This window comes from Mycobacterium sp. IS-2888, from assembly GCF_001954215.1.
In the GTDB taxonomy this organism is placed as follows: domain Bacteria; phylum Actinomycetota; class Actinomycetes; order Mycobacteriales; family Mycobacteriaceae; genus Mycobacterium.
In genome coordinates this window covers 1-25,492 of record NZ_MBET01000100.1, presented here as the reverse complement: position 1 = coordinate 25,492, position 25,492 = coordinate 1, and the positions used below count along the sequence as shown (strand labels likewise).

Sequence of the window (25,492 nt, the reverse complement as noted above, 5' to 3'; positions counted from 1 at the left end):
TGCCCCAACGCCGCATTAGGGTCGAGCCATGACCTCCCTGCGAACGATCCCCGACATCACCGCCAGCCCGGCGTGGGAAGCCCTGCGCAGGCATCACGATCAAATCGGACAGACGCATCTTCGCCAGTTCTTCGCCGAAGATCCCGATCGCGGCCGCGACCTCACCGTCGCGGTGGGCGACCTCTACATCGACTACAGCAAGCACCGCATCACCCGGGAAACGCTGCGGCTGCTGCTCGATCTGGCCCGCGCGGCCGGCCTCGAGGAGCATCGCGACCAGATGTTTTCCGGTGCACACATCAACACCTCGGAGGATCGCGCGGTATTGCACACCGCGCTGCGGCTGCCCCGCGACGCCGAGCTGGTGGTGGATGGCCAAAACGTCGTCGAGGACGTGCACTCCGTGCTGGATGCCATGGGCGACTTCACCGATCGGCTGCGCAGCGGCGAATGGACCGGGGCCACCGGGAAACGGATCAGGACGGTCGTCAACATCGGCATCGGGGGGTCGGACCTGGGCCCGGTGATGGTGTATCAGGCGTTGCGCCACTACGTTGATGCCGGTATTTCGGCGCGCTTCGTGTCCAACGTCGATCCCGCGGACCTGATCGCGAAATTGGCCGATTTAGACCCTGCCACAACGCTTTTCATCGTCGCCTCCAAGACGTTCTCCACACTGGAGACGCTGACCAATGCGACCGCCGCCCGCCGCTGGCTGACGGGCGCACTCGGCGACGCCGCGGTGTCAAAGCATTTCGTGGCCGTCTCCACCAACAAGCGCTTGGTCGACGACTTCGGCATCAACACCGACAACATGTTCGGGTTCTGGGACTGGGTCGGTGGCCGCTATTCGGTCGATTCGGCGATCGGCCTGTCGCTGATGGCCACCATCGGCCGGCAAGCTTTCGCTGATTTTCTGTCCGGATTCCATATCGTTGACCGGCATTTCAAGACCGCGCCGCTGGAGTCCAACGCTCCCGCGCTGCTCGGCCTCATCGGTGTGTGGTACTCCAACTTCATGGGCGCGCAATCGCGTGCCGTGCTGCCGTATTCCAATGACCTGGCGCGTTTCGCCGCCTATCTGCAACAGCTCACCATGGAATCCAACGGCAAGTCGACGCGCGCCGACGGCACGCCGGTCACCACCGACACCGGCGAAATCTATTGGGGCGAACCGGGAACCAACGGCCAGCACGCCTTCTATCAACTGCTGCATCAGGGCACTCGACTGATACCGGCCGACTTCATCGGCTTCAGCCAGCCGCTCGACGACCTACCCACCGTCGAGGGCACCGGCAGCATGCACGACCTGTTGATGAGCAACTTCTTCGCCCAGACCCAGGTGCTGGCGTTCGGCAAGACCGCGGAAGAAATCGCGGCCGAAGGCACACCCGCCGACGTCGTGCCGCACAAGGTCATGCCCGGCAATCGGCCGTCGACCTCGATCCTGGCCGACCGGCTCACGCCGTCGGTGCTCGGTCAGCTCATCGCGCTTTACGAGCATCAGGTGTTCACCGAGGGCGTGGTCTGGGGAATCGACTCGTTCGACCAATGGGGCGTGGAGCTGGGCAAGACGCAGGCGAAGGCGCTGCTTCCGGTGATCACCGGCGATGGTTCCCCTGAGCCGCAGTCGGACAGCTCGACCGACGCGCTCGTCCGCCGCTACCGCACGGAACGGGGCCGGACCAGCTGAGAATCGTTCGCGCGAGTGAATCTCACGACGCGACGCGCCGTGAAACCGTCGTCAGATTCACACTCGACGGGCTTTAGGCGAATCGCTTGGTCAGTGGGGGCGGCAGCACCCGGATGAGCTGCACCAGCGGCGCCCACGGCCACCGCGGCACGACGGCCCGGCCGGGCTCGCGCTCGATGGCGTCGACCAGTGCCTTGACGCCAGTTTCGTTGTCCACCATCAGCATTGTGCTGGACGACTTGGCCGTCATCTCCGATTCGATGTAGCCGGGCTCGATCGCCGTCACCTTGATGGGCCCTTTGGCGTACTCGGCGCGCAGCGATTCGCCCAGCGAGGTCAGCCCGGCTTTGCTGGCGCAGTAGGCGGCTTTGACGCCGGGCACGCCCTTGTTGCCCAGCACCGAGGAGATGAGCACCAAATGCCCCGATCCGCTCTTGGCGAACATCTCCAGCGCAGTCTCGATCTGCACCAGCGCGGCGACCAGGTTGGTCTCGATGGTCGCTTTGTTCGCCCACAGCTTGCCCGACCCGAGCTTGGCGCCCTTGCCGATGCCGGCGTTGACGATGATGCGGTCGATGCCGCCGAGTTCGTCGCTGAGTTCGGCGAATACCTTGGGCACCTGTTCGTGGTCGTTGACGTCCAACGCGGCGACCGCGATCTTGATGCCTGGATACTGTTGGGCCAGTTCGCCTTTCAGCTCGTCAAGCCTGTCGGTGCGCCGGGCGCACAGGGCCAGGTCACGCCCCTTGGCCGCGAAGGAACGCGCCATCCCGGCGCCCAGGCCGGAGCTGGCGCCGGTGATGAGAATCTTCTGGCGAGTCACCCGGGCAGCATATCGAGCGGGATCGGCTCGCGGTCGGGCGACTACTTGAGCAGCCGTGACAAGCGCCGGTCCGCCAGCACCTTGCCGCCCGTCTGGCAGGTCGGGCAGTACTGAAAAGACTTGTCCGCGAACGACACTTCGCGCACGGTGTCGCCGCACACCGGACACGGCAACCCCGTTCGCGCGTGCACCCGCAATCCGGAACGCTTCTCCCCTTTGAGGGTGGCCGCCCCCTGGCCGACGGACCGGGCCACCGCGTCGGTCAGAACCGACACCATCGCGTCGTGTAACGCGGTGAGCTGCTCGCTCGTGAGCTTCCCGGCCGTGGCGAACGGCGAAATCTTGGCGACATGCAGGATTTCGTCGCTGTAGGCGTTGCCGATACCGGCAATCACCTTTTGGTCGGTGATGACGGTTTTGATCCGGCCGGTGTTGCCGGCCAACACCCCGGCCAGGTCGTCGGCGCCCAGCTCGAGCGCGTCCGGGCCGAGCGCGGCGATGCCCGGCACCTGCCGCGGATCGTCGACCAGCCACACGGCCAGTCGCTTCTGGGTCCCGGCCTCGGTGAGGTCGAAACCCGGCGCGGCACCGGGGTCGCCGAGGTGGACACGCAGCGCGATCGGCCCTTTGCCCGGTCGTAGCGGCGCCGCGGCCAGCTTGTCGGACCACCGCAGCCACCCCGCACGCGACAGGTGGGTGATCAGGAACAACTCGTCGACCTGCAGGCCCAGGTATTTGCCCCATCGCCCGGCCCCGGTAACGGCCCGGCCGTGCAGCGCGCTCGTCGGCGGGTCAAAGGTTTTCAACACCGACAACGCCGCGACATCGACGCGGCCCACCGTCAAACCGACCGCATGGCGGCGCAGATGGTCCGCTAACGCTTCGACCTCGGGAAGCTCGGGCACGCGTCAAGTCTGCCAGCCGGAGGCCCTAAGCAAATAGGTGTCCATGATCCAGCCGTGCCGCGCGCGGGCTTCGGCTCGCACCTCCGCGATGCGCGCCCCGACTTCACCGACAGTGCCGGCGACCAGCAGTTCGTCCCCGGTGCCGAGGTAGGCGCCCCACCAGATGGCCGTGTCCGGCGGGCATTGCAGAAACGAGCACTCGGCGTCCAGCATCACCACCGCCGAGCCGGACAAACCGTGCGCGCGCAGCTGCCTGCCCGTGGTGATCAGAACCGGTTCGCCGACGTCGTTGAGCGGGATGCGGTGCCGGGCCGTCAGCGCCTGCACCGCCGTGATTCCCGGAATGACGTCGTAGGTGAAGTCCACCTCGGCCGCGACCGCGCCGAGGATGCGCAGCGTGCTGTCATACAGCGACGGATCCCCCCAGGCCAGGAAGGCCCCGACGCCGTCGGGCCCCAGCTCGGTGCGGATTGCCGTCGCCCAGATCCGGGTGCGCGCCGCGTGCCACTCGGACACCGCGTCCCGGTAGTCGGCGTCGCTCGAGCGCTTCGGATCGACCAACTCGACGAAGCGATAGCCCGGCTCGCGGATGAAGCGCGCGCAGATCAGCCGCCGCAGCGCCACCAGGTCGCTTTTCGCTTCGCCCTTGTCCATCGCGAAGAACACCTGCGTGTCGTTGAGCGCCTCGATCGCCTGATTGGTCAGGTAGTCCGGGTTTCCGACGCCGATGCCGATCACGTGAAGATGCCGACCCACGCTGCCAGTCAACCGAATCGAAACCCGATGGGCCTAGTCGAGACCGCGAGTACCCGGTACCATGGGTACCGTCTGAAAACCCAACGAAGGGATCAGCATGACCTCAGCGGTGAAGCCAGCCGGGCCAAGTCGGGAAGAGTTCTCCGATCGTCTGCTGAAGGGCTCCGTCAAAAAGTCCTACGAGCCCGTCGTCGACATCGACTGGGATGCCCCGCTGGACCCGGACAAGTTCTATCTGCCGCCTCGGCTGGTGTCGCTGTACGGCACGCCGATGTGGGACGAAATGACCCGCGAACAACAAATCGAGCTGTCGCGCCAGGAACTGGTCAACACGTTGTCCGCCGGCATCTGGTTCGAGAACATGCTCAACCAGGCGCTGCTGCGCACCATCCTGCACGAGGACCCGACCAGCCGGTCCACGCACTACAAGCTGACGGAGCTGGGCGACGAGACCCGTCACATGGTCATGTTCGGCAAGGCCATCGAACGCGTCGGCGCCAGGCCCGTACGCCCGCGATGGGTGCACCGGATCGTCATCAACGCATTGCCGCTGGCATTCCAGCGTGGCTCGATGCTGTGGGTGGCCGCGCTCATCGGGGAGGAAATCTTCGACTCGCTGCAGCGGCAGATGATGGACGACCCGGAGCTGCAGCCGATTATCCAGCGGCTCATGCGAATTCACGTCACCGAAGAGGCCCGGCATATCCAGTTCGCGCGCGACGGCGCACGCAAACGGGTACCGGAGATGCCCCGGATCAACAAGTTGTTCATGGCCAACATCAACGGGCTCGGCGGCTACTTCTTCCGATACCTGTTCAGCAATCCGGTTCCGTATGCGCGGGCGGGCCTGGATGCCAAACGTGCGCGCGCGACCGCACGCAGCAGCCCGCACCGCTACGAAATGCAGGTCGCCGGGTTCGCTCCGCTCGCGGCGTTTTTGACCGAGGTTGGCCTGATGGGACCGATTGCGCGTCGCGCCTGGAAGCGCACCAGGTTTCTGTGAGCCGAACGCGCGTCGTCATCGTCGGCGCCGGAGTTCGCGGCCGGTGCGCGGCAACGGAACTGCTCGCGGCGGGAATCACCGACATCGTGATGCTCGACTGTGCACCGGACACACCGCATGACTGGCCGGCGGCCCTGGACGGCCTGCTGCTTTCCGGTCGCGAAGTCGTCGGTTCGCTGTTCGACGACGACACCCACACGTGGGAGTTGCGAACAACCTGCGGCGAGATCTTTCACGGCGGCATCGCCATCGCGGCCCACGAACCGGGATACGTCCCGTGGATACCCGAGTTCGCCGGGCGCGACGAATTCCGGGGAACGTCTTTTCATGTGGCGCAATGGGATTCCGGGTTCGATCCCCGCGGCAAGCGCGTCGCGGTCATCGGCACCGACGCCACCGCGGGTCACCGCATCGGGGAGTTGATCGCAACGGCGGCCTCGGTCACCGTTTTCGCACACCCGCCGCGCCGGATTGTCGACGGGATGCCGTGGCCGACAGCGCGAGTCAAGCGGTGGCTACGTCGCCGTGCCAGGCCCGCGCTGGTGAAATCGGCGGTCGCCGCCATCACCGCGTCGGGCATCCGGACGACCGACGGTGCCGAACACCGCGCCGACGCCATCATCTACGGCACCGGTTTCGCGGTCCCCGATCAGAACACCATCACGGCGCTGGTCGGCACCGGCGGGTTGACCATCCGGCAGGCCTGGGTCGCCGGCATGGAACCCTTCCAAGGAGTCGCCGTCCACGGCTTCCCGAACTACTTCTTCGTCGCCGGCCCCGATGCCCCCGCGCAGGCGCGCTACGTCGCCGAGTGCGTACGGCTCATGAAGCACTCCGCCAGCACCCGCATCGAAGTGCTTCGCAGCAGCCAGCAGGTGTTCAACGAGCGCGTCCATCTCGCGCCCCCGCCGCCTTTCCCGGTGATGTCGGCATTCGACCTGTCAGCGGGCGCCGGCGACGACGAGACCTACGACGGCGCGGCGACGCTGACGATCGCCGGCACCAGCCATCCGGTCCGCGTCCACCTGACCGGCCACCTGGACCCGATCGACGGCCATTACCACTGGCGGGGGACGGTTTTCAGTTCCCCGGCGCAACCCCTGCCGGTCGAGGCGCTCAAGGCGCGAAGCGTGACGGTGACGGTGGGCGAACGCAGCGCGGCCGCTCGCATCGTCGAACGGACACCGTGGGGCACTCACTCGGTCGCCGGGGTTGGCGCTCCGCCGTACCCGCACTAGCTGCGATCGTCGGGTTTACGAGCTTTTACGCGTGGGTAAACCGCAAAGTCTGAACTGACCCGAACGGGGGGTTTGGCCGCCTCGGTAGGCGGCTCCGCGGGGGACCGTGCTGCGGCAGGCGGCGGGGAAAAAGAGAATGTTTGGCGTGGTGGCAGGCGATGCTTCGCACGGGTGGGGTCTGGGGGCGGATCCCACTCGCGCATCCCGCTGCCTTGCCCTGGGCTGGGACGGATGTTTGCCCAACCACACCAAGAACGCAGGGAACCCGAGCGCGATCGGGACACACCCGTTCGCACCTGACTTGCTCACGGATCACAGTCGGTGAAAATAGACCCGGGCGTGGAAAGGAGTGGCTGCGGTGAGTGCGGTAGCTGAGCCTCCGAACGCGCTGACGGTTGCGGCCCGAACGGAGAAGTCGGTGGCCGTGTTGACCGTCGAAGGCGTACTCGACGCCGGCAACTCCGCGCCGCTGCGCGACAGCATCACGAAGGCCACGCTCGACGAGCCGTCCGCCGTGGTCGTCGACATCACCGCACTTCGGGTGCCCGAGGACTCGGCCCTGTCGGCCTTCATCGGCGCGCGCTGGCAGCTCGAGGCCCAGCCCGAGGTCCCCGTCGTGCTGGTGTGCGCGGATCGCGCGACGCGCGAAGCGGTCACCCGCAGCGGGGTCGCGTCCTTCATGCCGGTGTACCCGACCGAGAAGGCGGCACTGAAAGCGCTCGATCGGCTCACCCGTCTCCCGCTCCGGCGCGCCGATGCCGAGCTACCCGCGAACCTGACCAGCCTGCGCGAATCGCGCCGGCTGGTCCGGGAGTGGCTCACCGCGTGGTCACAATCCAAGCTAATCCCGGTCGCGTTGGTGGTAGTCAACGTGTTCGTCGAGAATGTGCTGGAACACACCGGCAGCGTCCCGCTGATGCGGATCGAGACCGACGGCGCGACGGCGACCATCGCGGTGTCCGACGACAGCACCACGCCGGCCCTGCGGCTGCCGTCGCCGGACCAGGGAATCGACGTGTCGGGCCTGGCCATCGTCGACGCGTTGTCGCGCGCGTGGGGCAGCACGCCCACCTCGACCGGCAAGACGGTGTGGGCGGTCATCGGCCCCGAAAACCAGCTCTAGGCGGCCTGGTCGCGCCTTGTCCGCGGACCCGAGCGCGGGTAGAACTAGAACACGTTCTAGTGTCGTGTGACGGTCCTCTCATGGAAGGCGGATGACGTGCGGTTTACCTACGCAGAGGCGATGACGGACTTTAGGTACTACATCCCCCTGGCCAAGGCGGCCGAGGCGGCGGGCTACCACGCCATGACGATCGCCGACAGCATCGCGTACCCGTTCGAATCCGACTCGAAGTATCCCTACACGCCCGACGGCAATCGCGAGTTCCTGGATGGCAAGGAGTTCATCGAGACCTTCGTCCTGACATCGGCCTTGGGCGCGGTGACGTCGACGCTGCGGTTCAACTTCTTCGTCCTCAAGCTGCCTATCCGGCCACCGGCGCTGGTGGCCAAGCAAATCGGGTCGCTGGCCGCGATGACCGACAACCGAGTGGGCTTTGGTGTGGGCACCAGCCCGTGGCCCGAGGACTACGAGTTGCTGGGGGTCCCATTCGCCAAGCGCGGCAAGCGAATGGACGAATGCATCGAGATCATCCAGGGCCTCACCACCGGCGAGTACTTCGAATTCCACGGCGAGTTCTACGACATCCCCAAGACCAAGATGACCCCGGCCCCGACCAAGCCGATCCCGATCCTCATCGGCGGGCACGCCGACGCGGCGCTGCGACGCGCGGCACGCCTGGACGGCTGGATGCACGGCGGCGGCGACCCCGAGGAACTCGACCATCTACTGGCCAAGCTCAAGAAGTTCCGCGAAGAAGCGGGCAAGACGGGGCCGTTCGAGATCCACGTCATCTCGGTCGACGGCTTCACCGTGGACGGCGTCAAGCGACTCGAGGACAAGGGCGTCACCGACGTCATCGTCGGCTTCCGCATCCCCTACATCATGGGCAAGGACACCGAACCGCTGGACACCAAGATCCGCAACCTGGAGATGTTCGCCGAGAACGTGATCGCGAAAGTCTAGCCTTCACAGGGGCGGTCGCGAGCGCGGCGAAGCCGGGCGAAGCGGGCCGCCGCCAAATGTCACAGGGGATCCCACTTCGGGGCACGCTTCTCCATGTGCGCTTTGGCGGCCTCGAGCGGATTGTTGGTGAAACCGGACAGGATCTGGGTTCGGTTCTCCAGCTCGATGGCGTGCCGCAAACTGGGCGCGTCCAACGCCGCGTTGAGCCCAATCTTGGTCTGCCACACGCCATAAGCGTTGTTGTCCGCGATCTCGCGGGCTTTGCGCAGCGCCGCTGCCATCAGGTCATCCGGCGCCACCACCTCCTGCACCAGTTTGATGCGATAGGCCTCGGCCGCGTCGATGATGCGGCCGCTCAGCATGAGTTCCCGCGCGACTCCGGCGCCGACGATCTTCGGCAGCAGGTAACTGGTGCCCATGTCCATCGACGAGAAGCCGGCCTTGATGAACACCGACCCGAATCGTGCCTGCTCGGAGGCGACTCGGATATCGCTGACCAACGCGAACGCCAGCCCACCCCCGACGGCCACGCCGTTGACCGCGGCGATCACCGGGAGGTCGAGCTCGTATAGCCGCGTGAACAGATTGGCCAAGCGGACCTGGGCGTCGTAGTTGACCTTGAACGGCGGGGTGGTCGGCCTGCTTTGAGTCCACGCCTGGCCGGTGCCGCTCAGATCGGCGCCGGCGCAGAATCCGCGTCCAGCGCCGGTGAGGATCAGGACCCGAAATTCGCCGCCGCTGAGGACATCCAGGGCATGGTCCACGCCGTCGATCAGCGATCCGTCGATGGCATTCAGCCGCTCCGGCCGGTTCAGGGTGATGCAGGCGATATTGTCCTCGAGCGTTTCCAGTTCGACTGCTGACATATCCAAACCGTATGCGACATGGTTATTTACCGGCGAGGCCTACCCTGGTTTGGCCGTCGCATCGAAGGAGCAACCATGGCACGAACAGAACGCGACACGTGGGACTTGGCCAACAGTGTGGGAGCGACGGCCACCATGGTCGCCGCCGCCCGGGCCGCCGCGACCAAACGTCCCCAGCCGGTAATCGATGACCCGTTCGCCGAGCCGTTGGTGCGCGCGGTCGGTATCGACGTGTTCACCCGGATCGCCGCCGGCGAGATGGATGCCATCGAGGCCGAGGGCGGCGTTGGTTTTCCGAGGATGGTCGACACGTTCGCCGCTCGCGCCCGCTTCTATGACGACTTTTTCGCCGACGCCGGCAAGGCGGGCGTACGCCAGGTCGTCATCGTCGCGTCCGGGTTGGATGCCCGGCCCTATCGGCTCGCGTGGCCGGCCGGGACGACGGTGTACGAGATCGATCAGCCGGAGGTGATCGAGTTCAAGGCGGCGACGCTGTCTGCGCTCAATGCCGCTCCCACCGCCGAGCACCGGGCGGTGGGCATCGATCTCCGGGAGGATTGGCCCGCGGCGCTGCGGCAGGCCGGACACGACCCCGCCGCGCCCACCGCGTGGCTCGCCGAGGGGGTGCTCATCGGTTTTCTCCCTCCGGAGGCCGAAGTCCGGCTGCTCGACAACATCAATGGGCTGAGCGCCCCGGGCAGCAGGTTCGCCGCCGATTACGGGCAAGTCGCCGGGTCGTCGGAGGAGGCGCAGGAGCACTCACGGCGCGCGACCGAGGGCTGGCGACGGCAGGGGCTCGACATGGACATCGCGGCCTTGACCTACCCGGGCGAGCACACCGACGTCGCCGCGCACCTGCGCGCCGACGGATGGGACGCGACCACAGCCACCCTCGCCGACCTCTTCGCCGCCGCCGGCCTGCCGAAACTAGAGGACTCCGAGCACGGCGCGGCGGCCACGCTCAGTTTCATGCGGGCCGTCAAGGCCTAAGGGCGCAGCAGTCCTCAGCCGCGCTTGGCCAGCCACTCGGCCTGCATCACCAACAGCGCCATGACCTCCAGCTGCGGGGTGTCGGGGTCGAGCTCGCGGTAGCGCTGATAGACGTTGACGACGACGCGCTCGGCGTCCAGCCACGTCGCGTACTCGCCGAGATCGATGGCGTCGGCGGCCTCGGACCACGACATGCCCTTGCAGTAGGCCTCCTCGGCCTGCTTGGCGACGTGTGCGAGATAGCCTCGGACGGCGCGGATTCCGTCGGGATCGGTGACCGGCCCGTGGCCGGGCACCACGATGGGGGCGTCCATCGCGATCATCACGTCGCAGGCCCTGATCCAGTTGGCGATGGGGCCGGCCCACACGATCGGGGTGCAGCCGATGAACAGCAAATCGCCGCCGAACAGCACCCCGGCGTCGGGCACGTGCACCACCGAATCCGCGGCAGTGTGTGCCGGACCCAGGTTCAGCAGGTTGACCCGCCGGCCGCCGACGTCGATGGTCAGGTCGCCCTCGAACGTATGGTCGGCGTTGCGCAGCTTGATGCCGCTGAAATCGAAGTGCCCGAAGCGGTCTCGCGTGTAGGGCGTCGCGATCGGGCCGAGGTTGGCGGTCTGCGCCATGGCCAGCATCTCGGGTGCCATCCCGTGCGCGATCTCGTCGGCCGTGCCCCGGGCGGCGATGATCCGCACCGAGTCGTTGAGCAGCTGATTGCCGTGCGTGTGGTCGCCGTTGGAATGCGTGATCAACGCGTCGGAGATGGGCGCGCGGTCGGTGAGGGGCCGCATCGCGTCGAGCATTTCGCGGGTCAGTGCCAGGTCGAACAGGGTGTCGACGAGCAGTGAGGCGCCGTCGCCGCCGACCAGGCCGGCGTTGCTCCAGCCGTAGCCGCCGTCGGGCAGCGTCCAGGCCCAGACGCGTTCGGCGACCTCGTGCAGCCCGCGGGTGTAGGGCACCCGCGCGGGTGCCCGGTTGACCCGGGGCGCAGCGGGTTTGGCGTCGGGATTGGGCCGGGCGGGCAGCGGGTGCGGCGCGGGGCTGGCACGGACGATTTGCCGGGTCTCCCCCAGCCCCTGGACCTTTAGGGTCACGACGTCGCCGTCATGCAGCCAACCGGGGAAGGATTCCAGTGCCGCCGGGTTGAGGTGTTCGACCAGCGTGCAGGTGGGCACGGTGCCGGAGCCGATGACGTCGCCGGGACGCAGCATCACCCCGCGGGACACGTAGGAAATGACTTCGCCGAAGCTCCAATCCATTTGGGCGGTGGACCCAGAGCCGATCACGGTGCCATTCACCAGGGCACTCACCTGCAGATCGAGCTTGCCGCCGCGGCGGTACCCCTCGAGCTCGTCGGGCGTCACAAGATAGGGGCCCAGGGTGACGCCGCTGTCCTTGCCCTTGCCCTGCCCGATCGCCAGTTGGCTTTCCAGCTGCTGCAGGTCTCGGGCCGACCAGTCGTTGAAGATCGTGTAGCCGATGATGGCGCGTTCGGCCTGCTCGACGGTCAAGTCCTTGCCGCCGGTGCCGATGACCGCGGCGATCTCCAATTCGAAGTCCTGCCAAGCACTTCCGGGAGCGCTCGGCGCGTCGTCGTAGGGACCCAAAACCGTTGCCGGGCAGGCGAAGTAAAACGCCGGGATTCGGTACCAGGTGTCGGCGAGGACCCGGCCGGCGCCCAGCGCGGCCTGACAGTTGCGCATGTGATCCAGAAAGCACAGCGAGTCGCGGATCGAGGGTGGGCGCGGGATCGGTGCCGCCAAGGTCACGTCGCCCAGCTGCACCACCGCCGCCGGTGAACGCTGCACGTCCTCGCCGGCTTGCCGCAGCCCGTCCGCGCCGCGCCCGATCAGCTCCAGGAGCGTGACGCCGGGTGGCATCGCGTGGATCGTATCGCCGGAAAGGACCCCGGCGCGCTCACCGTCGGCACCCCGATACGTCACCCATTTCATTCGCGCACCACCTCATCTGGTTTCTTGTCCGGTCGCAGCCCACGCCAACTCGATTGGCGCAACCGGTTATCCGGTGTCCACTCGCTGTAGCGCACCTCGCCGACCAGCACCGGATCGACGTACGTCACTCCCCGCGCTTCGCTCCTGGGAAGCGGCGGGTCGAAAGGCGATTCGTCGGTATGCAACGGCGCCAACGTCTTCTTCAGGTTCGCCAGGTCGCGTTCGGTGAAGCCGGTGCCAACCTTGCCCGCGAAATGCAGACCGCCGTCACCGGGGATGCCCATCAGCAGCGAGCCGATGCCGCTGCTGCGCCCGCCCTCCCCGGCCTTCCAGCCGCCGATGACGACTTCCTGGGTGTTCCAGTTCTTGTCCTTGATCCACGACGCCGAACGCCGGCCCGGCTGATAGGTGGAGTCACGTTTCTTCCCGACGACGCCCTCCCACCCGTGCTTGCGTGAGTGCTCGAGGGCCTGGGCGCCGTCGCCGGGCAGGAGGTCGGGAACGATCAGATTGCCCGCGCTGGCAAGGATTTCCAGCAGCTTTCGCCGGTCTTGGTAGCGTGCCCGCAGCAACGAGCGGCCGTCGAGGTAGAGCAGGTCGAACGCCCAGTACTTGACGCGGGAACCGCGGCCGCGGTTCTGCATCCCGTGGAAGCTGGGCACCCCGGCCTCGTCCAGAATGACGGCCTCGCCGTCCAGCACCACGTGATGATCGGCTAGATCGGCTGCAAGCGAACGTAATTCGGGATATTCCTTGGTGACTTCGCGGCCGCGTCGGGACCGTATCCGCAAGTCGCCGTGGTCGACCTCCACCAGGAGCCGGTAGCCGTCCCATTTGCCTTCGAACGCCCACTGGCCGGCCGTGCGGGCAGCCACCGAACCCTCCGAGGCGAGCATCGGGGTGATCGCATCGAAGTCGAAGACCTTCTGGTCCTTCATCCGGTGCGCCAGCCATTGGTCGCCGTTGGTTTGAATCAGCGCGTAGCGCCCGGAGATCCGATTGCCGTGGAGGTTGACGATGACCTCGTCGTCGAGAAACTTTTCGGCCTCGTAGGTTCCGGCATCCCAGATCACCACCTTGCCGGCGCCGTATTCGCCTTTGGGGATGTTGCCCTCGAACGAGCCGTATTCCAGCGGATGATCCTCGGTGTGCACCGCCAGGTGGTTGACCGACGGGGTCTCGGGCAGGTTTTTCGGCACCGCCCAGGACACCAGCACCCCGTCTCGCTCCAGCCGGAAGTCGTAGTGTAGCCGACGCGCGTGATGCTCCTGAATGACGAACGAATTGCCCTGGCCGGTAACGGGTTTCCCAGCCGGCACCGGCTCGGGAGTCTTCGACGCATCCCGCATGCTGCGGTATTTGCTCAGCCGGTCGCTGACGGGGGCGTCGGCGTCGAGGGCCTCCAGCAGGTCGCCGTCGCGGGCCACGCGGTCGAGCACCTCGTCGTAGCGCAGCTGGCCCACGGAGGGGTCCTCGAGTTCCTGCCACGTGCGCGGCGCCGCGACCGTCGGATGTTCGCGCCCGCGCAGCGAGTAGGGCGCGATGGTGGTTTTCGCGCCGTTGTTCTGGCTCCAATCCAGGAACACCTTGCCGGCCCGCAGGCTCTTGGTCATCGTCGACGTGACCAACTTGGGCATCGCCTTCTCCAGTTGCTGCGCAACGCGTTTGGCCAGCACCGAGGCGCCTCTGCTGCTGACCGGCTCGGCCAGCGGCGTGTAGAGGTGCAGTCCCTTGCTGCCGCTGGTGAGCGGGAACGTGGTGAGCCCGATGTCGGCGATCAGATCCCGCACCGCATGCGCCACTTCACACAGCTGGGCCATCGTCACGCCCTCGCCCGGATCGAGGTCGAACACCAGTCGTGTCGCCGGGCCGGGCTTGAGTTCTTCGGCCTTGCTTCGGGTCCACTCGGCGACGAACCGCCATTGCGGCACGTGCACCTCGAGGGCCGCCTGTTGCGCGATCCACGCCAGCCCGTCGGGGCTGTCAATGATCGGATACGTGGTTGTTCCGGACCGGTGCGTCACGCTGGCGCGCGGCAACCAGTCGGGCGCCGACGACGCCAGCTGTTTCTCGAAGAACGAGTCCTGCTCGACGCCGTTCGGCCAGCGCTTGCGGGTTGCCGGGCGCCCGGCGATGTGGGGCAGCATCACCTCGGTGATGCGGGTGTAGTAGTCGAAGACGTCGGCCTTCGTGGTTCCCGTGGCCGGGTACAGCACCTTGTCGGCATTGGTCAGCTTGACCCGCGCCTGGGCACCCATGGTTTCAACGTACGTCTTCGGCGGCCCGGGTCGGTACCGTCGACGTTGTGGTTCCGCTGAGCAGCGCCACCCTGGGACAACTGTCGATCGCGACGCCGTCCTATGACCGTGACGGCGTGCAGGCCGGCATCGCGCATGTGGGCGTCGGCGGCTTTCACCGGGCGCATCAGGCGATGTACATCGACAGCTTGCTGCGGCGGGGTCTTGCACAGGAGTGGGGCATCTGCGGAATCGGGGTGCTGCCGGAGGACCGCAGGATGAGGGACGTGCTGCGCGCCCAGGACGGCCTGTACACGCTGATCCTGGAGCACCCCGACGGCAGCCGCGACGCGCGGGTCATCGGCTCGATCGTCGACTACCGGTATGCGCCCGACGACCCGCAGGCGACGATCGAGCTGCTGGCCGCACCGACGACCCGCGTCATCTCGATGACCATCACCGAGGGCGGCTACCGGCTAAGGGACCCCGATTCGGTTTTCGGGCTGATCGTCGCAGCCCTGGCGCGCCGCCGCGACCGCGGCATCGCCGCACCGACGATCGTGTCGTGCGACAACATCGAAAACAACGGCGAGGTCGCGCGCCGAGCCGTCATCGACCACGCCGAACTGCTGCGGCCGGGCCTGGCCGATTGGATCGCCGAGACAACCCGGTTCCCGTGTTCGATGGTGGACCGCATCACGCCGGTCACGACGCCCGACATCATCACCGCAGTAGAACGCGACTACGGCGTCGCCGACCGGTGGCCGGTGGTGGCCGAGGAGTTCGCCGCCTGGGTCCTCGAGGACGACTTCGCCGACGGCAGACCGCCGTTGGATGTGGCGGGTGTCCTGCTCGTCGACGATGTGGAACCGTACGAGTCGATGAAGCTGCGACTGCTCAACGCCGGTCACCAGTGTCTGTGCTACTTCGCGTGGCTGTGCGGCTACCGCATGGTCCACGACGCGGCTCGAGACCCATTGTTCGCCGAGTTCCTGCTCGCCTACTTCGATTCCGAAGCCATTCCGACGCTGCGGCCGGTGCCCGGCATCGATCTGTGCGCCTACACCCGGACGCTCATCGAGCGCTTCGCGAACCCGGGACTGCGTGACACCGTGGCGCGGTTGTGCGCCTACTCCTCGGATCGAATCCCGACCTGGCTGCTGCCGGTGATCCGGGACAACCTGCGCACCGACGGGCCGATCCGGCTGGCGACGGCGACGGTCGCAAGCTGGGCCCGCTACGCCGAGGCGGTCGACGAGCGCGGCGAACCGATCGAGATCGTCGACCAACTAGCCGAATCGCTGGTGCCGTTGGCACGGTCGCAGCGGGAGCACCCGACGGCGTTCATCGAAAACACCTCTGTCTTCGCGGATTTGGCGCGGGAGCCACGGTTCGTGGCCGCATATCGCTGGGCCCTGGACTCGTTGCATCGCGACGGAGCGCGAGCCACGCTGCAGGCGTTGGTGCGATGAGCCGCGGGCTGGTGATCGGCGAAGCGCTGATCGACACCGTCGGGGCTGCCGAGCACGTCGGCGGGAGCCCGCTCAACGTCGCCGTCGGCTTGGCCAGGCTCGGGCGCGACATCGATTTCCTGACCCACATCGGCGACGACGAATCCGGCCGGCGCATCGTTGACTACGTCGAAACCTCAGGTGCACAACTTGTTTCGGGAAGCACCTCGGCTTCCCGGACGCCGACCTCGGTGGCGACCATCGCCGACGACGGGTCCGCGTCCTACGCATTCGATTTGGAATGGCAGCTTTCCGGAACGCCCGAAGTCGGGCCGCCGCTGTTGGTCCACACCGGCTCGATCGCTGCCGTGCGTGAGCCGGGGTGCTTGGCGGTCGCGGCGCTGCTCGACACCTATCGCGTGTCGGCGACGGTCACGTTCGACCCCAATGTCCGTCCGTCGTTGATCGTCGATCGGGACCTGGCCCGCGAGCGCATCGTGCATCTGGTCGAACGCAGCGACATAGTCAAGGCCAGTGAGGACGACCTGCGCTGGGTCGATCCCGAGCACGAGCCCGAATGGACCGCCCGGACCTGGCTGGCGTCCGGACCCGCGATCGTCGCCGTGACGATGGGCGACCGGGGTGCGCTGGCGTTCTGCTCGCAGGGCCAGGCGCAAGTGGCCGCCAGGCGCGTTCAGGTGGTCGACACCGTCGGCGCCGGCGATGCCTTCATGGTGGGGCTGCTCGACACGCTCTGGGAGCTGAACCTGTTGGGCGCCGATCGGCGAGCCGCGCTCGACCGGATCGGGCTTGACGCGCTCACCGCCGCGCTGGAGGCCGCGACCCTGTCGGCGGCGCTGACCGTCGCGCGCGCCGGCGCCGATTTGCCCGATAGGGCGGCCCTGCGGGCGCAATCCTCCTTCCCTCCTGGCCGTTCCACCTAGAAATCGGCCTCTGCGGGCCCGCCGCCCTGTTTTGCTACGGGTGGTATGGGCATACTGACTGCATGCGCTCCATCTGGAAGGGTTCGATCGCGTTCGGGCTGGTGAACGTTCCGGTGAAGGTGTACAGCGCCACCGAGGACCACGACATCAAGTTCCATCAAGTGCACGCAAAGGACAACGGCCGCATCCGGTATCAACGAGTGTGCGAGCTGGACGGCGAGGTCGTGGAATACCGTGACATCGCGCGAGCATTTGAGTCCGACGACGGCCAAATGGTGGTCATCACCGACGACGACCTCTCCACCTTGCCCGAAGAACGCAGCCGCGAGATCGAAGTGCTGGAGTTCGTCCCGGCCAGCGATGTCGATCCCATGCTGTTCGACCGCAGCTACTTCCTGGAGCCGGATTCGAAATCGTCCAAATCGTATGTGCTGCTGGCAAAAACGCTCGCCGAGACTGACCGGATGGCGATCGTTCACTTCACGCTGCGCAACAAGACGCGCCTGGCGGCGTTGCGCGTCAAGGACTTCGGCAAGCGCGACGTGATGGTGATTCACACGTTGCTGTGGCCCGACGAGATCCGTGATCCCGACTTCCCGGTTCTGGACAAGAAGGTCGACGTCAAGCCCGCGGAACTCAAGATGGCCGGGCAGGTGGTGGAGTCGATGGCCGAGGAGTTCAACCCGGACCGCTACCATGACGACTACCAGGAACAGCTCCACGAACTGATCCAGGCGAAACTCGAAGGCGGCGAGGCGTTTACCACCGAGGAGCAGCCCAAGGACCTGGACGAGACCGAAGACGTCTCCGACCTGCTCGCCAAGCTGGAAGCCAGTGTGAAGGCGCGTTCCGGGGACGGCCAGGCGCCCGCCAAGAAGGCTCCGGCGAAGAAGACGAGCGCGAAGAAGGCACCGGCGAAAAAGACGACGGCGAAGAAGACAACCGCCAAGAAGACCCCCTCAAAGGCGGGGTCGAAGTCCTGAACCGTTAGCGCCGCAAGGTTGCGACGAAGCGGAACGCCGCGGCCAGGATGTTGATGACGGCCACGATGATGATGAGCGTCAGCGCCGCACCCCAGATTCGCAGGTAACCGGAATGCTGCGGGTTGGTGAGTTCGGTGTAGATCAACAGCGGCAGCGAAGCCATATTGCCGTTGAAGATGTCCACGTTGATGGAGCGGCTGTATCCGACGAGCACCAGCACCGGCGCGGTTTCGCCGATAACCCGCGCGACGGCGAGCAAAACACCGGACAAAATTCCGGGCATCGCGATCGGAAACACAATCCGCACAATGGTTTTCCACTTGGGAACACCCAACGCGTAGCTGGCTTCTCGCAGCTCATCGGGCACCAACCGCAGCATTTCCTCGGTCGAACGCACCACAACCGGCAACATCAACAACACCAACGCCAACGACACGGCGAACGCGCTCTGCGGGAATCCCAGCGTGGCAATCCACAGGCTGAAAATGAACAGTGCCGCCACGATCGAGGGAACACCGGCAAGCACGTCGACCATGAATGTGGTCACCCGTGCCAACCAGCCGGAACTGTATTCCACCAGAAACACCGCGGTCATCAAGCCGAGCGGCACGGCCAGCACGGCCGCCACCCCGGCCTGAGCCAACGTCCCATACAGCGCGTGGTAGACGCCTCCGGTGAACTCCTCCGGCTGCACTCCGTGCAGGGAGTGCGTCCACCAGCCCGACCGTGTTACGGCGTACCAGCCCCGCGCGATCACCACCGACAGCAGCCACACCAGCGGTACCAGCGCGATAGCGAACGAGGCGAGGAAGAACGTTGTCGCGGCATAGTTTTTGATTCGCCGTTTGGCGCTGAGCGGCCGAAACACCACGGCCTTCACCGGCCGGTTGAGCGTCTCCACCGTCATGCGTTGACCTTCCCGCCGGCGATCGCGCGGGCGGCCGCGTTGACCACGAACGTCAGGACGAACAGCGCGAATCCGGCCGCGATGTAGGCACCCGTCGGCAGCGGCTCGCTGAATTCGGATGCGGCGGAGGCGATCTTGGAAGCGAACGTGTATCCACCGTCGAACAGCGACCAGTTTCCCGGCCGCGCGGCCGAGCGCAAGATGATGAGCACCGCCACGGTTTCACCCAGGGCGCGACCCAAGCCCAGCATCGACGCCGCGATGACACCGCTACGCCCGAACGGCAGCACGGTCATCCGTACCACCTCCCACTTGGTCGCCCCGAGCGCCTGCGCCGCCTCGATCTGGATCCGTGGCGTCTGCCGGAACACCTCTCGCGATACCGAGCTGACGATCGGCAGGATCATCACCGACAGCACGATGCCGGCGGTGAAAATGGTGCCGCCGCCGGCCAGGGAAACGTTGCCGTGCTTGAACAGGAACAACCAGCCCAGGTTGCGATTGAGATAGGTCGCGACGGGCTCGAGCTTGGGAGCCAGCACGAAGATGCCCCATAACCCGAAGATGATCGACGGCACCGCGGCCAGCAGGTCGACGATCGCCCCGAACGGACGCGACAACCGTTTGGGCGCGTATTGGGTGAGAAACACTGCGATCCCGACGGCGACGGGCACCGCCAAGACCAGAGCGAACACCGAACTAAGCACCGTGACCATCAACAAGTCGCGGATACCGAACGCCAAGTGCTGCGCGTGGACGGTGTCGAAAGTTGCGCTGGTGAAGAAGTTCGCGTGGTTGGCGCGCAGCGAGGGGATGGCGCGAATCAACAGGAATATCGCGATCAGTGCGATCGCGGCGACGATCGTCGAGCCCGCGGCCGCGGCGACGGACTTGAACAGCCGGTCACCGCGGCGCGCCTTGCGCGGATCGATCGCCGTCAGCGCGGGTTTCGCCCCGAGGGGGGTGGCAAGTGTTTCTCGGGCCATCAATCCCCGATCACGCGATGGCGTTGACCGAAGCCGACAACCTCGACTTGAATGCGTCCGGGATCGGAATATATCCGTTGTCCCCCAAGCCATTCTGTCCGCCGCCGATGGTGCTCTGCAGGAACGCCTTTACGGCCGTACCGACCTGGGGGTCGGGATACTTGGAGCAGACAATCTCATAGGTCGCCAGCACGATCGGATAGGAGCCGGGCTGCGTCGGCTTGTAGAACGAGAGTGTGTCGAGCACCAGGTCGTTGCCCTGACCTTTGATCGTGGCCCCGGCGATCGTCTTGCCCACCGAGTCGGTGCTGATGGCTACCGCATCTGGACCGGCCGACGTGACGATCTTTGCGATGTTCAGTTTTTGCGCCGTGGCGAAGGACCATTCGTTGTACGTGATCGACCCTTCGGTGGCCTTGATTGCCGCCGAGGTGCCGTCGTTGCCCTTCGCACCCTCGCCGATACCGCCGTTGAACGTCTTTCCGGCGCCCTTGCCCCACGCGCCGTTGGACGCGGCATCGAGGTACTTCTGGAAGTTGTCGGTGGTCCCGGACTGGTCATTGCGGAACACGACGTGAATCGGCTCGGCGGGCAGGTTGACGCCGGCGTTCAGACCGGCGATCGCGGGATCGTTCCAGGCGGTGATCGCGCCGTTGAAGATCCTCGCCGCCGTCGGCCCGTCCAGGCTCAGCGAAGTCAGGCCCTTGACGTTGTAGGTGATCGCGATCGGGCCGAACACCACCGGCAGGTTCCACGCCGGTGAGCCACAACGCTGCTGCGCGGCGGCGTATTCATTCGGCGCCAGCGGTGAGTCCGACCCACCGAAATCGGTTTGATTGCCGGTGAATTCGCTGATCCCCGCGCCCGAACCATTGGCCGTATAGTTCAGCGTCTGACCCGGGCAGGTTTGTTCGAATGCGTTGACGAAGCGGGTCATCGCATTGGCCTGGGCAGTCGACCCGCTGGCCTTCAGCGTCTTCTTCCCGCCGCAGGCCACACTCGCCGACGACGTGGCGCTCGTTGCGCTTCCGCCGGTGGCGTTGTTGTCACTGCCGCACGCCGACAACATCAGCGCGCCGGCGGTCAGGATGCTCAGCGCAGCGCCAAATCGATTGGGCTTCAATTCAGTTCCTTCAGAAGAGTAACGGTTGTATCGGTCGCCGCCCCTCTTAGCCGCGGGCAGCCGACCTGCTGTCTTCCTCGCAGCCATGAAGCTAACAGTAACAAGGTTAACGTTCGGCGAACTTTGCTCGCCGTCGTCGTTGGCCCCGCCGGTCGAGCGATTTAAAGCCAACAGCCGCCGGCCTGCTGAGGCCCGACGTGGCCGCCGTCACACCCACAGCGCCCGTATGTCAAACTAGAACCTGTTTCAGAAATGCCGCTAACCGAGACGGCGCGGCTTGCTACCGTCTCATCCGATAACTCAAAAAGAGAGGCCGCAATGATCCTTGACAGGTTCCGTCTCGATGACAAAGTCGCCGTCATCACTGGTGGCGGCCGTGGCCTCGGCGCGGCCATGGCACTGGCTTTTGCCGAAGCCGGCGCCGATGTCCTCATCGCCTCGCGTACGCAATCTCAACTAGATGCCGTCGCAGAACAGGTCCGTGCCACCGGCCGGCGGGCGCACACAGTGGCCGCCGATCTGGCCCATCCCGAGGCAACCGCGCAGCTGGCCGGTGAGGCCGTCGAGGCCTTCGGGAAGCTCGACATCGTCGTCAACAACGTCGGCGGGACCATGCCCAACACGTTGCTGACCACTCCAACCAAGGACCTCAAGGACGCGTTCACCTTCAACGTCGCCACCGCCCACGCCCTGACGGTCGCGGCGGTGCCGTTGATGCTGGAGCACTCCGGTGGCGGCAGCATCATCAACATCACCTCGACCATGGGCCGGCTGGCCGGACGCGGCTTCGCCGCCTACGGCACCGCCAAGGCGGCGCTGTCGCACTACACCCGGCTGGCCGCGCTGGACCTGTGTCCGCGCATCCGGGTCAACGCCATCGCGCCGGGATCGATCCTGACCTCCGCGCTGGACGTGGTGGCCTCCAACGACGAGCTGCGCGAGCCGATGGAGAAGGTAACGCCGATGCGCCGCCTCGGCGATCCCGTCGACATTGCCGCTGCCGCAGTGTATTTGGCTTCCCCGGCCGGCAGCTTCCTGACCGGCAAGACGCTAGAGGTCGACGGCGGCCTCACCTTCCCGAACCTCGACATCCCCGTCCCGGACCTGTGAGGAGCCACTGATGGCCATACCCGTCGTTCAACTGGGCACCGGCAACGTAGGCATCCACGCGCTGCGCGCCCTGATCACCAACCCCGAATTCGAGCTCACGGGTGTCTGGGTCTCATCGGATGCCAAGGCGGGCAAGGACGCGGCAGAGCTTGCCGGGCTTGCGGATTCGACCGGCGTGTTAGCCAGCACCGACCTGGACGCCGTCCTCGCCACCGGGCCGCAATGTGCGGTGTACAACGCGCTGGCCGACAACCGGCTGCCCGAGGCGCTGGAGGACTACCGGCGCGTCCTGGCGGCCGGGATCAACATCGTCGGCAGCGGCCCAGTGTTTTTGCAATACCCGTGGCAGGTGATCCCCGAGGATCTCATTAAACCCTTGGAAGACGCAGCGCGCGAAGGGAATTCGAGCCTGTACGTCAACGGGATCGACCCGGGTTTCGCGAACGATCTGGTGCCACTGGCATTGGCCGGGACCTGTCAGAGCATTCAACAGATTCGCTGCATGGAGATCGTCGACTACGCCACCTACGACAGCGCCGCGGTCATGTTCGACGTCATGGGGTTCGGAAAGCCGATGGACGACATCCCTATGCTGCTGCAGCCCGGCGTGCTGAGCTTGGCGTGGGGATCGGTAATCCGGCAATTGGCTGCGGGCCTGGGTGTTTCGCTCGACGAGGTCACCCAGACGTACATTCGCGAGCCGGCGCCCGAAGACTTCGACATCGCGTCGGGCCACATCCCCAAAGGCAGCGCTGCGGCGCTGCGCTTCGAGGTGTTCGGAATGGTCAACGGCGACCCTGTCGTCGTCGTGGAACACGTCACCCGATTGCGAGAGGATTTGTGCCCCGACTGGCCACAGCCGGCCCAGGAAGGCGGTTCCTACCGCATCGAGGTCACCGGCGAGCCGTCCTACGCCATGGACATCTGCCTGAGCAGCCCCAACGGCGATCACAACCACGCCGGACTGGTCGCAACCGCCATGCGGGTAGTCAACGCGATCCCTGCGGTGGTGGCCGCGCCGCCCGGCATCGTGACGACGCTCGACCTGCCCCTGATCACCGGCCGGGGCCTGTACGTTCCGGGGTGAAGCCGCATTAACAATTAGGTAAGTGTTCGGCTAACCTCACTTTTATATTCGGGTAAGTGAAGTGAGGGTCGATCCGTTGGCGCAAGGCACCCAGGCCTCGCTCAAGACGAGCTGGTATTTGCTCGGTCCTGCATTCGTCGCCGCCATCGCCTACGTCGATCCCGGAAACGTCGCGGCCAACGTCAGCGCCGGCACCCAATTCGGCTACCTCCTGTTGTGGGTCATCGTCGCGGCCAATGTGATGGCCGGCCTGGTGCAGTATCTGTCGGCGAAACTCGGGCTGGTGACGGGACATTCGCTGCCCGAGGCAATCGGCACGCGGATGAGCCGTCCGCTCCGGCTCACTTTCTGGGCGCAAGCCGAAATCGTGGCAATGGCAACCGATGTGGCCGAAGTGATCGGTGGCGCAATAGCCTTGCGCATCCTGTTCGGTTTGCCGCTACCGCTCGGCGGGGTGATCACCGGGGTCATTTCGCTGCTGCTGCTGACGATCAGGGATCGCCGCGGGCAGCTTCTGTTCGAACGCGTCATCACGGGCTTGCTGCTCGTCATCGCCGTCGGATTCGCGGCCAGTTTCTTCGTGGCCACGCCACCGCCCGAAGCCGTCATCAGCGGATTGGTGCCTCGTTTCCGTGGCACCGAAAGCGTGCTGTTGGCCGCGGCGATCTTGGGTGCCACCGTGATGCCACATGCGGTGTACCTGCACTCGGGTCTGGCCCTGGACCGGCACGGGCATCCCGAGGCGGGCCAACACCGACGCTGGTTGCTCCGCGTAACCCGGGTGGACGTCGTGCTGGCCATGGCGGTGGCCGGGACGGTGAACGCGGCGATGCTGCTGGTCGCCGCCATCAACCTGCAGGGCCGCGAAACCACCGGCTCCATCGAGGGTGCGTACTCCGCCGTCCATAACACGTTAGGCGTCGCGATCGCGGTGCTGTTCGCCATCGGATTGCTGGCGTCCGGGTTGGCGTCGGCATCGGTGGGCGCCTACGCCGGCGCCATGATCATGCAGGGATTGCTGCACCGCTCGATCCCCATGCTGGCGCGGCGATTAATCACGCTGTGCCCGGCCGTGGCGATCCTGGCGTTCGGTGTCGATCCCACGCGAACCTTGGTGCTCTCGCAGGTCGTGCTGTCCTTCGGCATCCCGTTCGCTGTGCTTCCGCTCATCCGGTTGACCAGCAATCGCACACTGATGGGTACCGACGCCAACCACCCCGTCACGACGGCTATTGGCTGGACGGTCGGAGTAATGATCAGCGCGCTCAACATCGCGCTGATTTGGCTGACGTTGACCGGCTGAGCATCCGCGCAAGGTTGTCTCGCGGACGATCTGCCTAGATATGCACTCCGGATCCGGCCGTGAGGCCCGTTTCATTCATGTGTCCCCATCCGCGCCCGGGCCGCTACGAAAACGTCTTCAAAAAATGGTCCGAGTCCCCTCCGGTGCTTCCTCCTACCTATGACAACGGCCCACCCGGGGCCGAGACCTACACAAAGGAGCACCTGATGACAACCGACCACGACTTCGATCCAACCGCACTTGCACCGCGCGGAGAAGAACCCACCGCGGCGTACGCCTGGGCGTCGAGCCCGCTCGGCGACCCGACCGATTCGGCCTCACACCTTCCGTCAGAGCACGAGTTTCCGCTTGCGCCCGACCAGATCGCCCCCGAGCCCCAGCCGAAGTCCATCAACAAGACAATGGTGGCCGCCGGCCTGATCGGCCTGATCAGTGCGGGCACCGCGCTCGGCATCGCCCTGTCAGGCGGCTCCTCGCAGCCGCAGCACGTCGCGGTCGCGGACCATGCCCACGCAGAAGTCGTGGAGCCGGTCGGCGTAACGGTCATAAATCATGGCAAACGCGCCTCGATCACCCGTCGCCGCCGCGCGGGCCAACTCCGCATCGCTGACGATGTCCCAATTGGACAGTGCGGTTGTCACGTCGCTTCCCCAACCATGAGGCGCCGGTGCCGGTTCTGTAAGGACCGGCGCTGCGAATAAGTGTGCGCGCACGCGGGTGAAATGGCACGAGAAAATTCCAGCTCTCCGACGGGAAAGCGGGTGAGGCCGGGATCAAATCCCGGCCCCTCCCCGCGGGAGGACCTCATTGGCAGACGCCCTGCACAAGGTGGTGCGGAGGCAGGCACAGCGAAGGTGGCGCCGGTATCGGTGTCAGCTTCGTGGGTGTAGTCAGTTTCGGTGGCGGCGGCGGTGGCAGCTTCGGCGGCGAAGGCGGTGACGGTTGCTGCGGTGGCTGAACCGGCACCCATACAGGCGGTGGTGGGGCGGTTTGGACGACAAATTGCCGCGGGGGGGCGGGGCGGGGGACGGGGACACATGATCACGAGA

The 25,492-nt window shown here is 66.1% G+C and carries 21 protein-coding genes and 3 pseudogenes; 12 read left to right on the top strand and 12 right to left on the bottom strand.

Annotated features, from left to right (window positions below; genetic code table 11):
- The first annotated feature begins 28 nt into the window (after window positions 1-28).
- Window positions 29-1,693 carry a glucose-6-phosphate isomerase gene (pgi, locus tag A5745_RS20030; RefSeq protein ID WP_076118378.1) on the top strand — a complete coding sequence of 555 codons (1,665 nt, stop codon included), beginning with the start codon at window positions 29-31 and terminating at the stop codon, window positions 1,691-1,693.
- Between the two features lie 73 nt (window positions 1,694-1,766).
- Here the strand turns inward: pgi and A5745_RS20025 are convergent, their stop codons facing one another.
- From A5745_RS20025 to cobF, 4 genes and pseudogenes are all read right to left on the bottom strand, one after another.
- Window positions 1,767-2,516: an SDR family oxidoreductase gene (locus A5745_RS20025; RefSeq protein WP_076118376.1), complete on the bottom strand. Its 750-nt coding sequence runs from the start codon at window positions 2,514-2,516 to the stop codon at window positions 1,767-1,769.
- Window positions 2,517-2,557: 41 nt separating this feature from the next.
- A complete protein-coding gene (locus A5745_RS25135) occupies window positions 2,558-3,025 on the bottom strand; it encodes a zinc finger domain-containing protein (RefSeq protein ID WP_240562919.1) in 468 nt (155 codons plus the stop codon).
- A 153-nt stretch (window positions 3,026-3,178) separates the two neighbouring features.
- A pseudogene (locus A5745_RS25130) lies at window positions 3,179-3,421 on the bottom strand (DNA-formamidopyrimidine glycosylase family protein); the annotation flags it as partial.
- A gap of 3 nt (window positions 3,422-3,424) precedes the next feature.
- The gene (gene cobF / locus A5745_RS20015; protein ID WP_076118372.1) at window positions 3,425-4,177 is read right to left on the bottom strand and encodes a precorrin-6A synthase (deacetylating); all 753 of its coding nucleotides are present in this window, start codon (window positions 4,175-4,177) and stop codon (window positions 3,425-3,427) included.
- Window positions 4,178-4,274: 97 nt separating this feature from the next.
- On the opposite strand from cobF, the pseudogene A5745_RS20010 reads away from it, so the two are divergent.
- Window positions 4,275-5,069: pseudogene (locus A5745_RS20010) on the top strand (diiron oxygenase); the annotation flags it as partial.
- A 50-nt stretch (window positions 5,070-5,119) separates the two neighbouring features.
- On the opposite strand, the pseudogene A5745_RS25375 reads toward A5745_RS20010, so the two are convergent.
- A pseudogene (locus A5745_RS25375) lies at window positions 5,120-5,188 on the bottom strand (hypothetical protein); the annotation flags it as partial.
- Here A5745_RS25375 and A5745_RS20005 point away from each other — a divergent pair.
- The 3 genes from A5745_RS20005 (at window position 5,177) to A5745_RS19995 (ending at window position 8,504) form a co-directional block, all read left to right on the top strand.
- Window positions 5,177-6,418: a DUF4873 domain-containing protein gene (locus A5745_RS20005; protein ID WP_254848623.1), complete on the top strand. Its 1,242-nt coding sequence runs from the start codon at window positions 5,177-5,179 to the stop codon at window positions 6,416-6,418. The pseudogene A5745_RS25375 and the gene A5745_RS20005 sit on opposite strands and share 12 nt — an antisense overlap.
- A gap of 349 nt (window positions 6,419-6,767) precedes the next feature.
- Window positions 6,768-7,541 (top strand): STAS domain-containing protein, encoded by a 774-nt coding sequence (locus tag A5745_RS20000; protein WP_139329703.1) that lies wholly within the window; start codon window positions 6,768-6,770, stop codon window positions 7,539-7,541.
- 96 nt (window positions 7,542-7,637) lie between these two features.
- Window positions 7,638-8,504, top strand: a complete 867-nt coding sequence (locus A5745_RS19995; RefSeq protein WP_076057614.1) for an LLM class flavin-dependent oxidoreductase — start codon at window positions 7,638-7,640, stop codon at window positions 8,502-8,504.
- 59 nt (window positions 8,505-8,563) lie between these two features.
- On the opposite strand, the gene A5745_RS19990 is transcribed toward A5745_RS19995, so the two are convergent.
- Window positions 8,564-9,370, bottom strand: a complete 807-nt coding sequence (locus A5745_RS19990; RefSeq protein ID WP_076118368.1) for an enoyl-CoA hydratase/isomerase family protein — start codon at window positions 9,368-9,370, stop codon at window positions 8,564-8,566.
- 75 nt (window positions 9,371-9,445) lie between these two features.
- On the opposite strand from A5745_RS19990, the gene A5745_RS19985 reads away from it, so the two are divergent.
- Window positions 9,446-10,360 (top strand): SAM-dependent methyltransferase, encoded by a 915-nt coding sequence (locus A5745_RS19985; RefSeq protein ID WP_076118366.1) that lies wholly within the window; start codon window positions 9,446-9,448, stop codon window positions 10,358-10,360.
- Window positions 10,361-10,374: 14 nt separating this feature from the next.
- Here the strand turns inward: A5745_RS19985 and A5745_RS19980 are convergent, their stop codons facing one another.
- Together A5745_RS19980 and A5745_RS19975 are read right to left on the bottom strand one after the other, a co-directional pair.
- On the bottom strand, window positions 10,375-12,312 hold the full coding sequence (locus A5745_RS19980) for a fumarylacetoacetate hydrolase family protein (RefSeq protein ID WP_076118364.1): 1,938 nt from the start codon (window positions 12,310-12,312) through the stop codon (window positions 10,375-10,377).
- Entirely contained in the window at window positions 12,309-14,570 is a 2,262-nt protein-coding gene (locus tag A5745_RS19975; protein WP_076118362.1) for an ATP-dependent DNA ligase, read from the bottom strand. The genes A5745_RS19980 and A5745_RS19975 overlap by 4 nt, the downstream gene beginning before the upstream one ends.
- A 47-nt stretch (window positions 14,571-14,617) precedes the next feature.
- On the opposite strand from A5745_RS19975, the gene A5745_RS19970 reads away from it, so the two are divergent.
- From A5745_RS19970 to A5745_RS19960, 3 genes are all read left to right on the top strand, one after another.
- On the top strand, window positions 14,618-16,021 hold the full coding sequence (locus tag A5745_RS19970) for a mannitol dehydrogenase family protein (protein WP_076118360.1): 1,404 nt from the start codon (window positions 14,618-14,620) through the stop codon (window positions 16,019-16,021).
- Window positions 16,018-16,944: a carbohydrate kinase gene (locus A5745_RS19965; RefSeq protein WP_076118358.1), complete on the top strand. Its 927-nt coding sequence runs from the start codon at window positions 16,018-16,020 to the stop codon at window positions 16,942-16,944. Before A5745_RS19970 ends, A5745_RS19965 begins: the two co-directional genes overlap by 4 nt.
- Before the next feature lie 62 nt (window positions 16,945-17,006).
- Complete coding sequence (locus tag A5745_RS19960; RefSeq protein ID WP_076118356.1) at window positions 17,007-17,927, top strand: Ku protein; 921 nt, start codon at window positions 17,007-17,009, stop codon at window positions 17,925-17,927.
- 4 nt (window positions 17,928-17,931) lie between these two features.
- On the opposite strand, the gene pstA is transcribed toward A5745_RS19960, so the two are convergent.
- The 3 genes from pstA to pstS are packed head-to-tail and all read right to left on the bottom strand — an operon-like array spanning window position 17,932 to window position 20,943.
- A complete protein-coding gene (pstA, locus tag A5745_RS19955; RefSeq protein WP_076118353.1) occupies window positions 17,932-18,834 on the bottom strand; it encodes a phosphate ABC transporter permease PstA in 903 nt (300 codons plus the stop codon).
- Entirely contained in the window at window positions 18,831-19,820 is a 990-nt protein-coding gene (gene pstC / locus A5745_RS19950) for a phosphate ABC transporter permease subunit PstC (RefSeq protein ID WP_076118351.1), read from the bottom strand. The genes pstA and pstC overlap by 4 nt, the downstream gene beginning before the upstream one ends.
- A 10-nt stretch (window positions 19,821-19,830) precedes the next feature.
- Window positions 19,831-20,943 (bottom strand): phosphate ABC transporter substrate-binding protein PstS, encoded by a 1,113-nt coding sequence (gene pstS / locus A5745_RS19945; RefSeq protein WP_076118349.1) that lies wholly within the window; start codon window positions 20,941-20,943, stop codon window positions 19,831-19,833.
- 318 nt (window positions 20,944-21,261) lie between these two features.
- On the opposite strand from pstS, the gene A5745_RS19940 reads away from it, so the two are divergent.
- The 3 genes from A5745_RS19940 to A5745_RS19930 are packed head-to-tail and all read left to right on the top strand — an operon-like array spanning window position 21,262 to window position 24,443.
- Window positions 21,262-22,053: an SDR family oxidoreductase gene (locus A5745_RS19940; protein WP_076118347.1), complete on the top strand. Its 792-nt coding sequence runs from the start codon at window positions 21,262-21,264 to the stop codon at window positions 22,051-22,053.
- 10 nt (window positions 22,054-22,063) lie between these two features.
- The gene (locus A5745_RS19935; protein ID WP_076057626.1) at window positions 22,064-23,140 is read left to right on the top strand and encodes a diacylglycerol kinase; all 1,077 of its coding nucleotides are present in this window, start codon (window positions 22,064-22,066) and stop codon (window positions 23,138-23,140) included.
- A 46-nt stretch (window positions 23,141-23,186) separates the two neighbouring features.
- On the top strand, window positions 23,187-24,443 hold the full coding sequence (locus tag A5745_RS19930; RefSeq protein ID WP_371337077.1) for an Nramp family divalent metal transporter: 1,257 nt from the start codon (window positions 23,187-23,189) through the stop codon (window positions 24,441-24,443).
- A gap of 461 nt (window positions 24,444-24,904) precedes the next feature.
- On the opposite strand, the gene A5745_RS24490 is transcribed toward A5745_RS19930, so the two are convergent.
- Window positions 24,905-25,084 (bottom strand): hypothetical protein, encoded by a 180-nt coding sequence (locus tag A5745_RS24490; RefSeq protein ID WP_175879859.1) that lies wholly within the window; start codon window positions 25,082-25,084, stop codon window positions 24,905-24,907.
- Window positions 25,085-25,492: the final 408 nt, after the last annotated feature.

Excerpts from the sequence above, each read along its gene's own strand:
- pgi (WP_076118378.1), top strand. The coding sequence starts at position 29 with ATGACCTCCCTGCGAACGATCCCCGACATCACCGCCAGCCCGGCGTGG.
- A5745_RS19990 (WP_076118368.1), bottom strand. The coding sequence starts at position 9,370 with ATGTCAGCAGTCGAACTGGAAACGCTCGAGGACAATATCGCCTGCATC.
- A5745_RS19985 (WP_076118366.1), top strand. The coding sequence starts at position 9,446 with ATGGCACGAACAGAACGCGACACGTGGGACTTGGCCAACAGTGTGGGA.
- A5745_RS19980 (WP_076118364.1), bottom strand. The coding sequence starts at position 12,312 with ATGAAATGGGTGACGTATCGGGGTGCCGACGGTGAGCGCGCCGGGGTC.
- A5745_RS19975 (WP_076118362.1), bottom strand. The coding sequence starts at position 14,570 with ATGGGTGCCCAGGCGCGGGTCAAGCTGACCAATGCCGACAAGGTGCTG.
- A5745_RS19965 (WP_076118358.1), top strand. The coding sequence starts at position 16,018 with ATGAGCCGCGGGCTGGTGATCGGCGAAGCGCTGATCGACACCGTCGGG.
- A5745_RS19960 (WP_076118356.1), top strand. The coding sequence starts at position 17,007 with ATGCGCTCCATCTGGAAGGGTTCGATCGCGTTCGGGCTGGTGAACGTT.
- pstA (WP_076118353.1), bottom strand. The coding sequence starts at position 18,834 with ATGACGGTGGAGACGCTCAACCGGCCGGTGAAGGCCGTGGTGTTTCGG.
- pstC (WP_076118351.1), bottom strand. The coding sequence starts at position 19,820 with ATGGCCCGAGAAACACTTGCCACCCCCCTCGGGGCGAAACCCGCGCTG.
- A5745_RS19940 (WP_076118347.1), top strand. The coding sequence starts at position 21,262 with ATGATCCTTGACAGGTTCCGTCTCGATGACAAAGTCGCCGTCATCACT.
- A5745_RS19935 (WP_076057626.1), top strand. The coding sequence starts at position 22,064 with ATGGCCATACCCGTCGTTCAACTGGGCACCGGCAACGTAGGCATCCAC.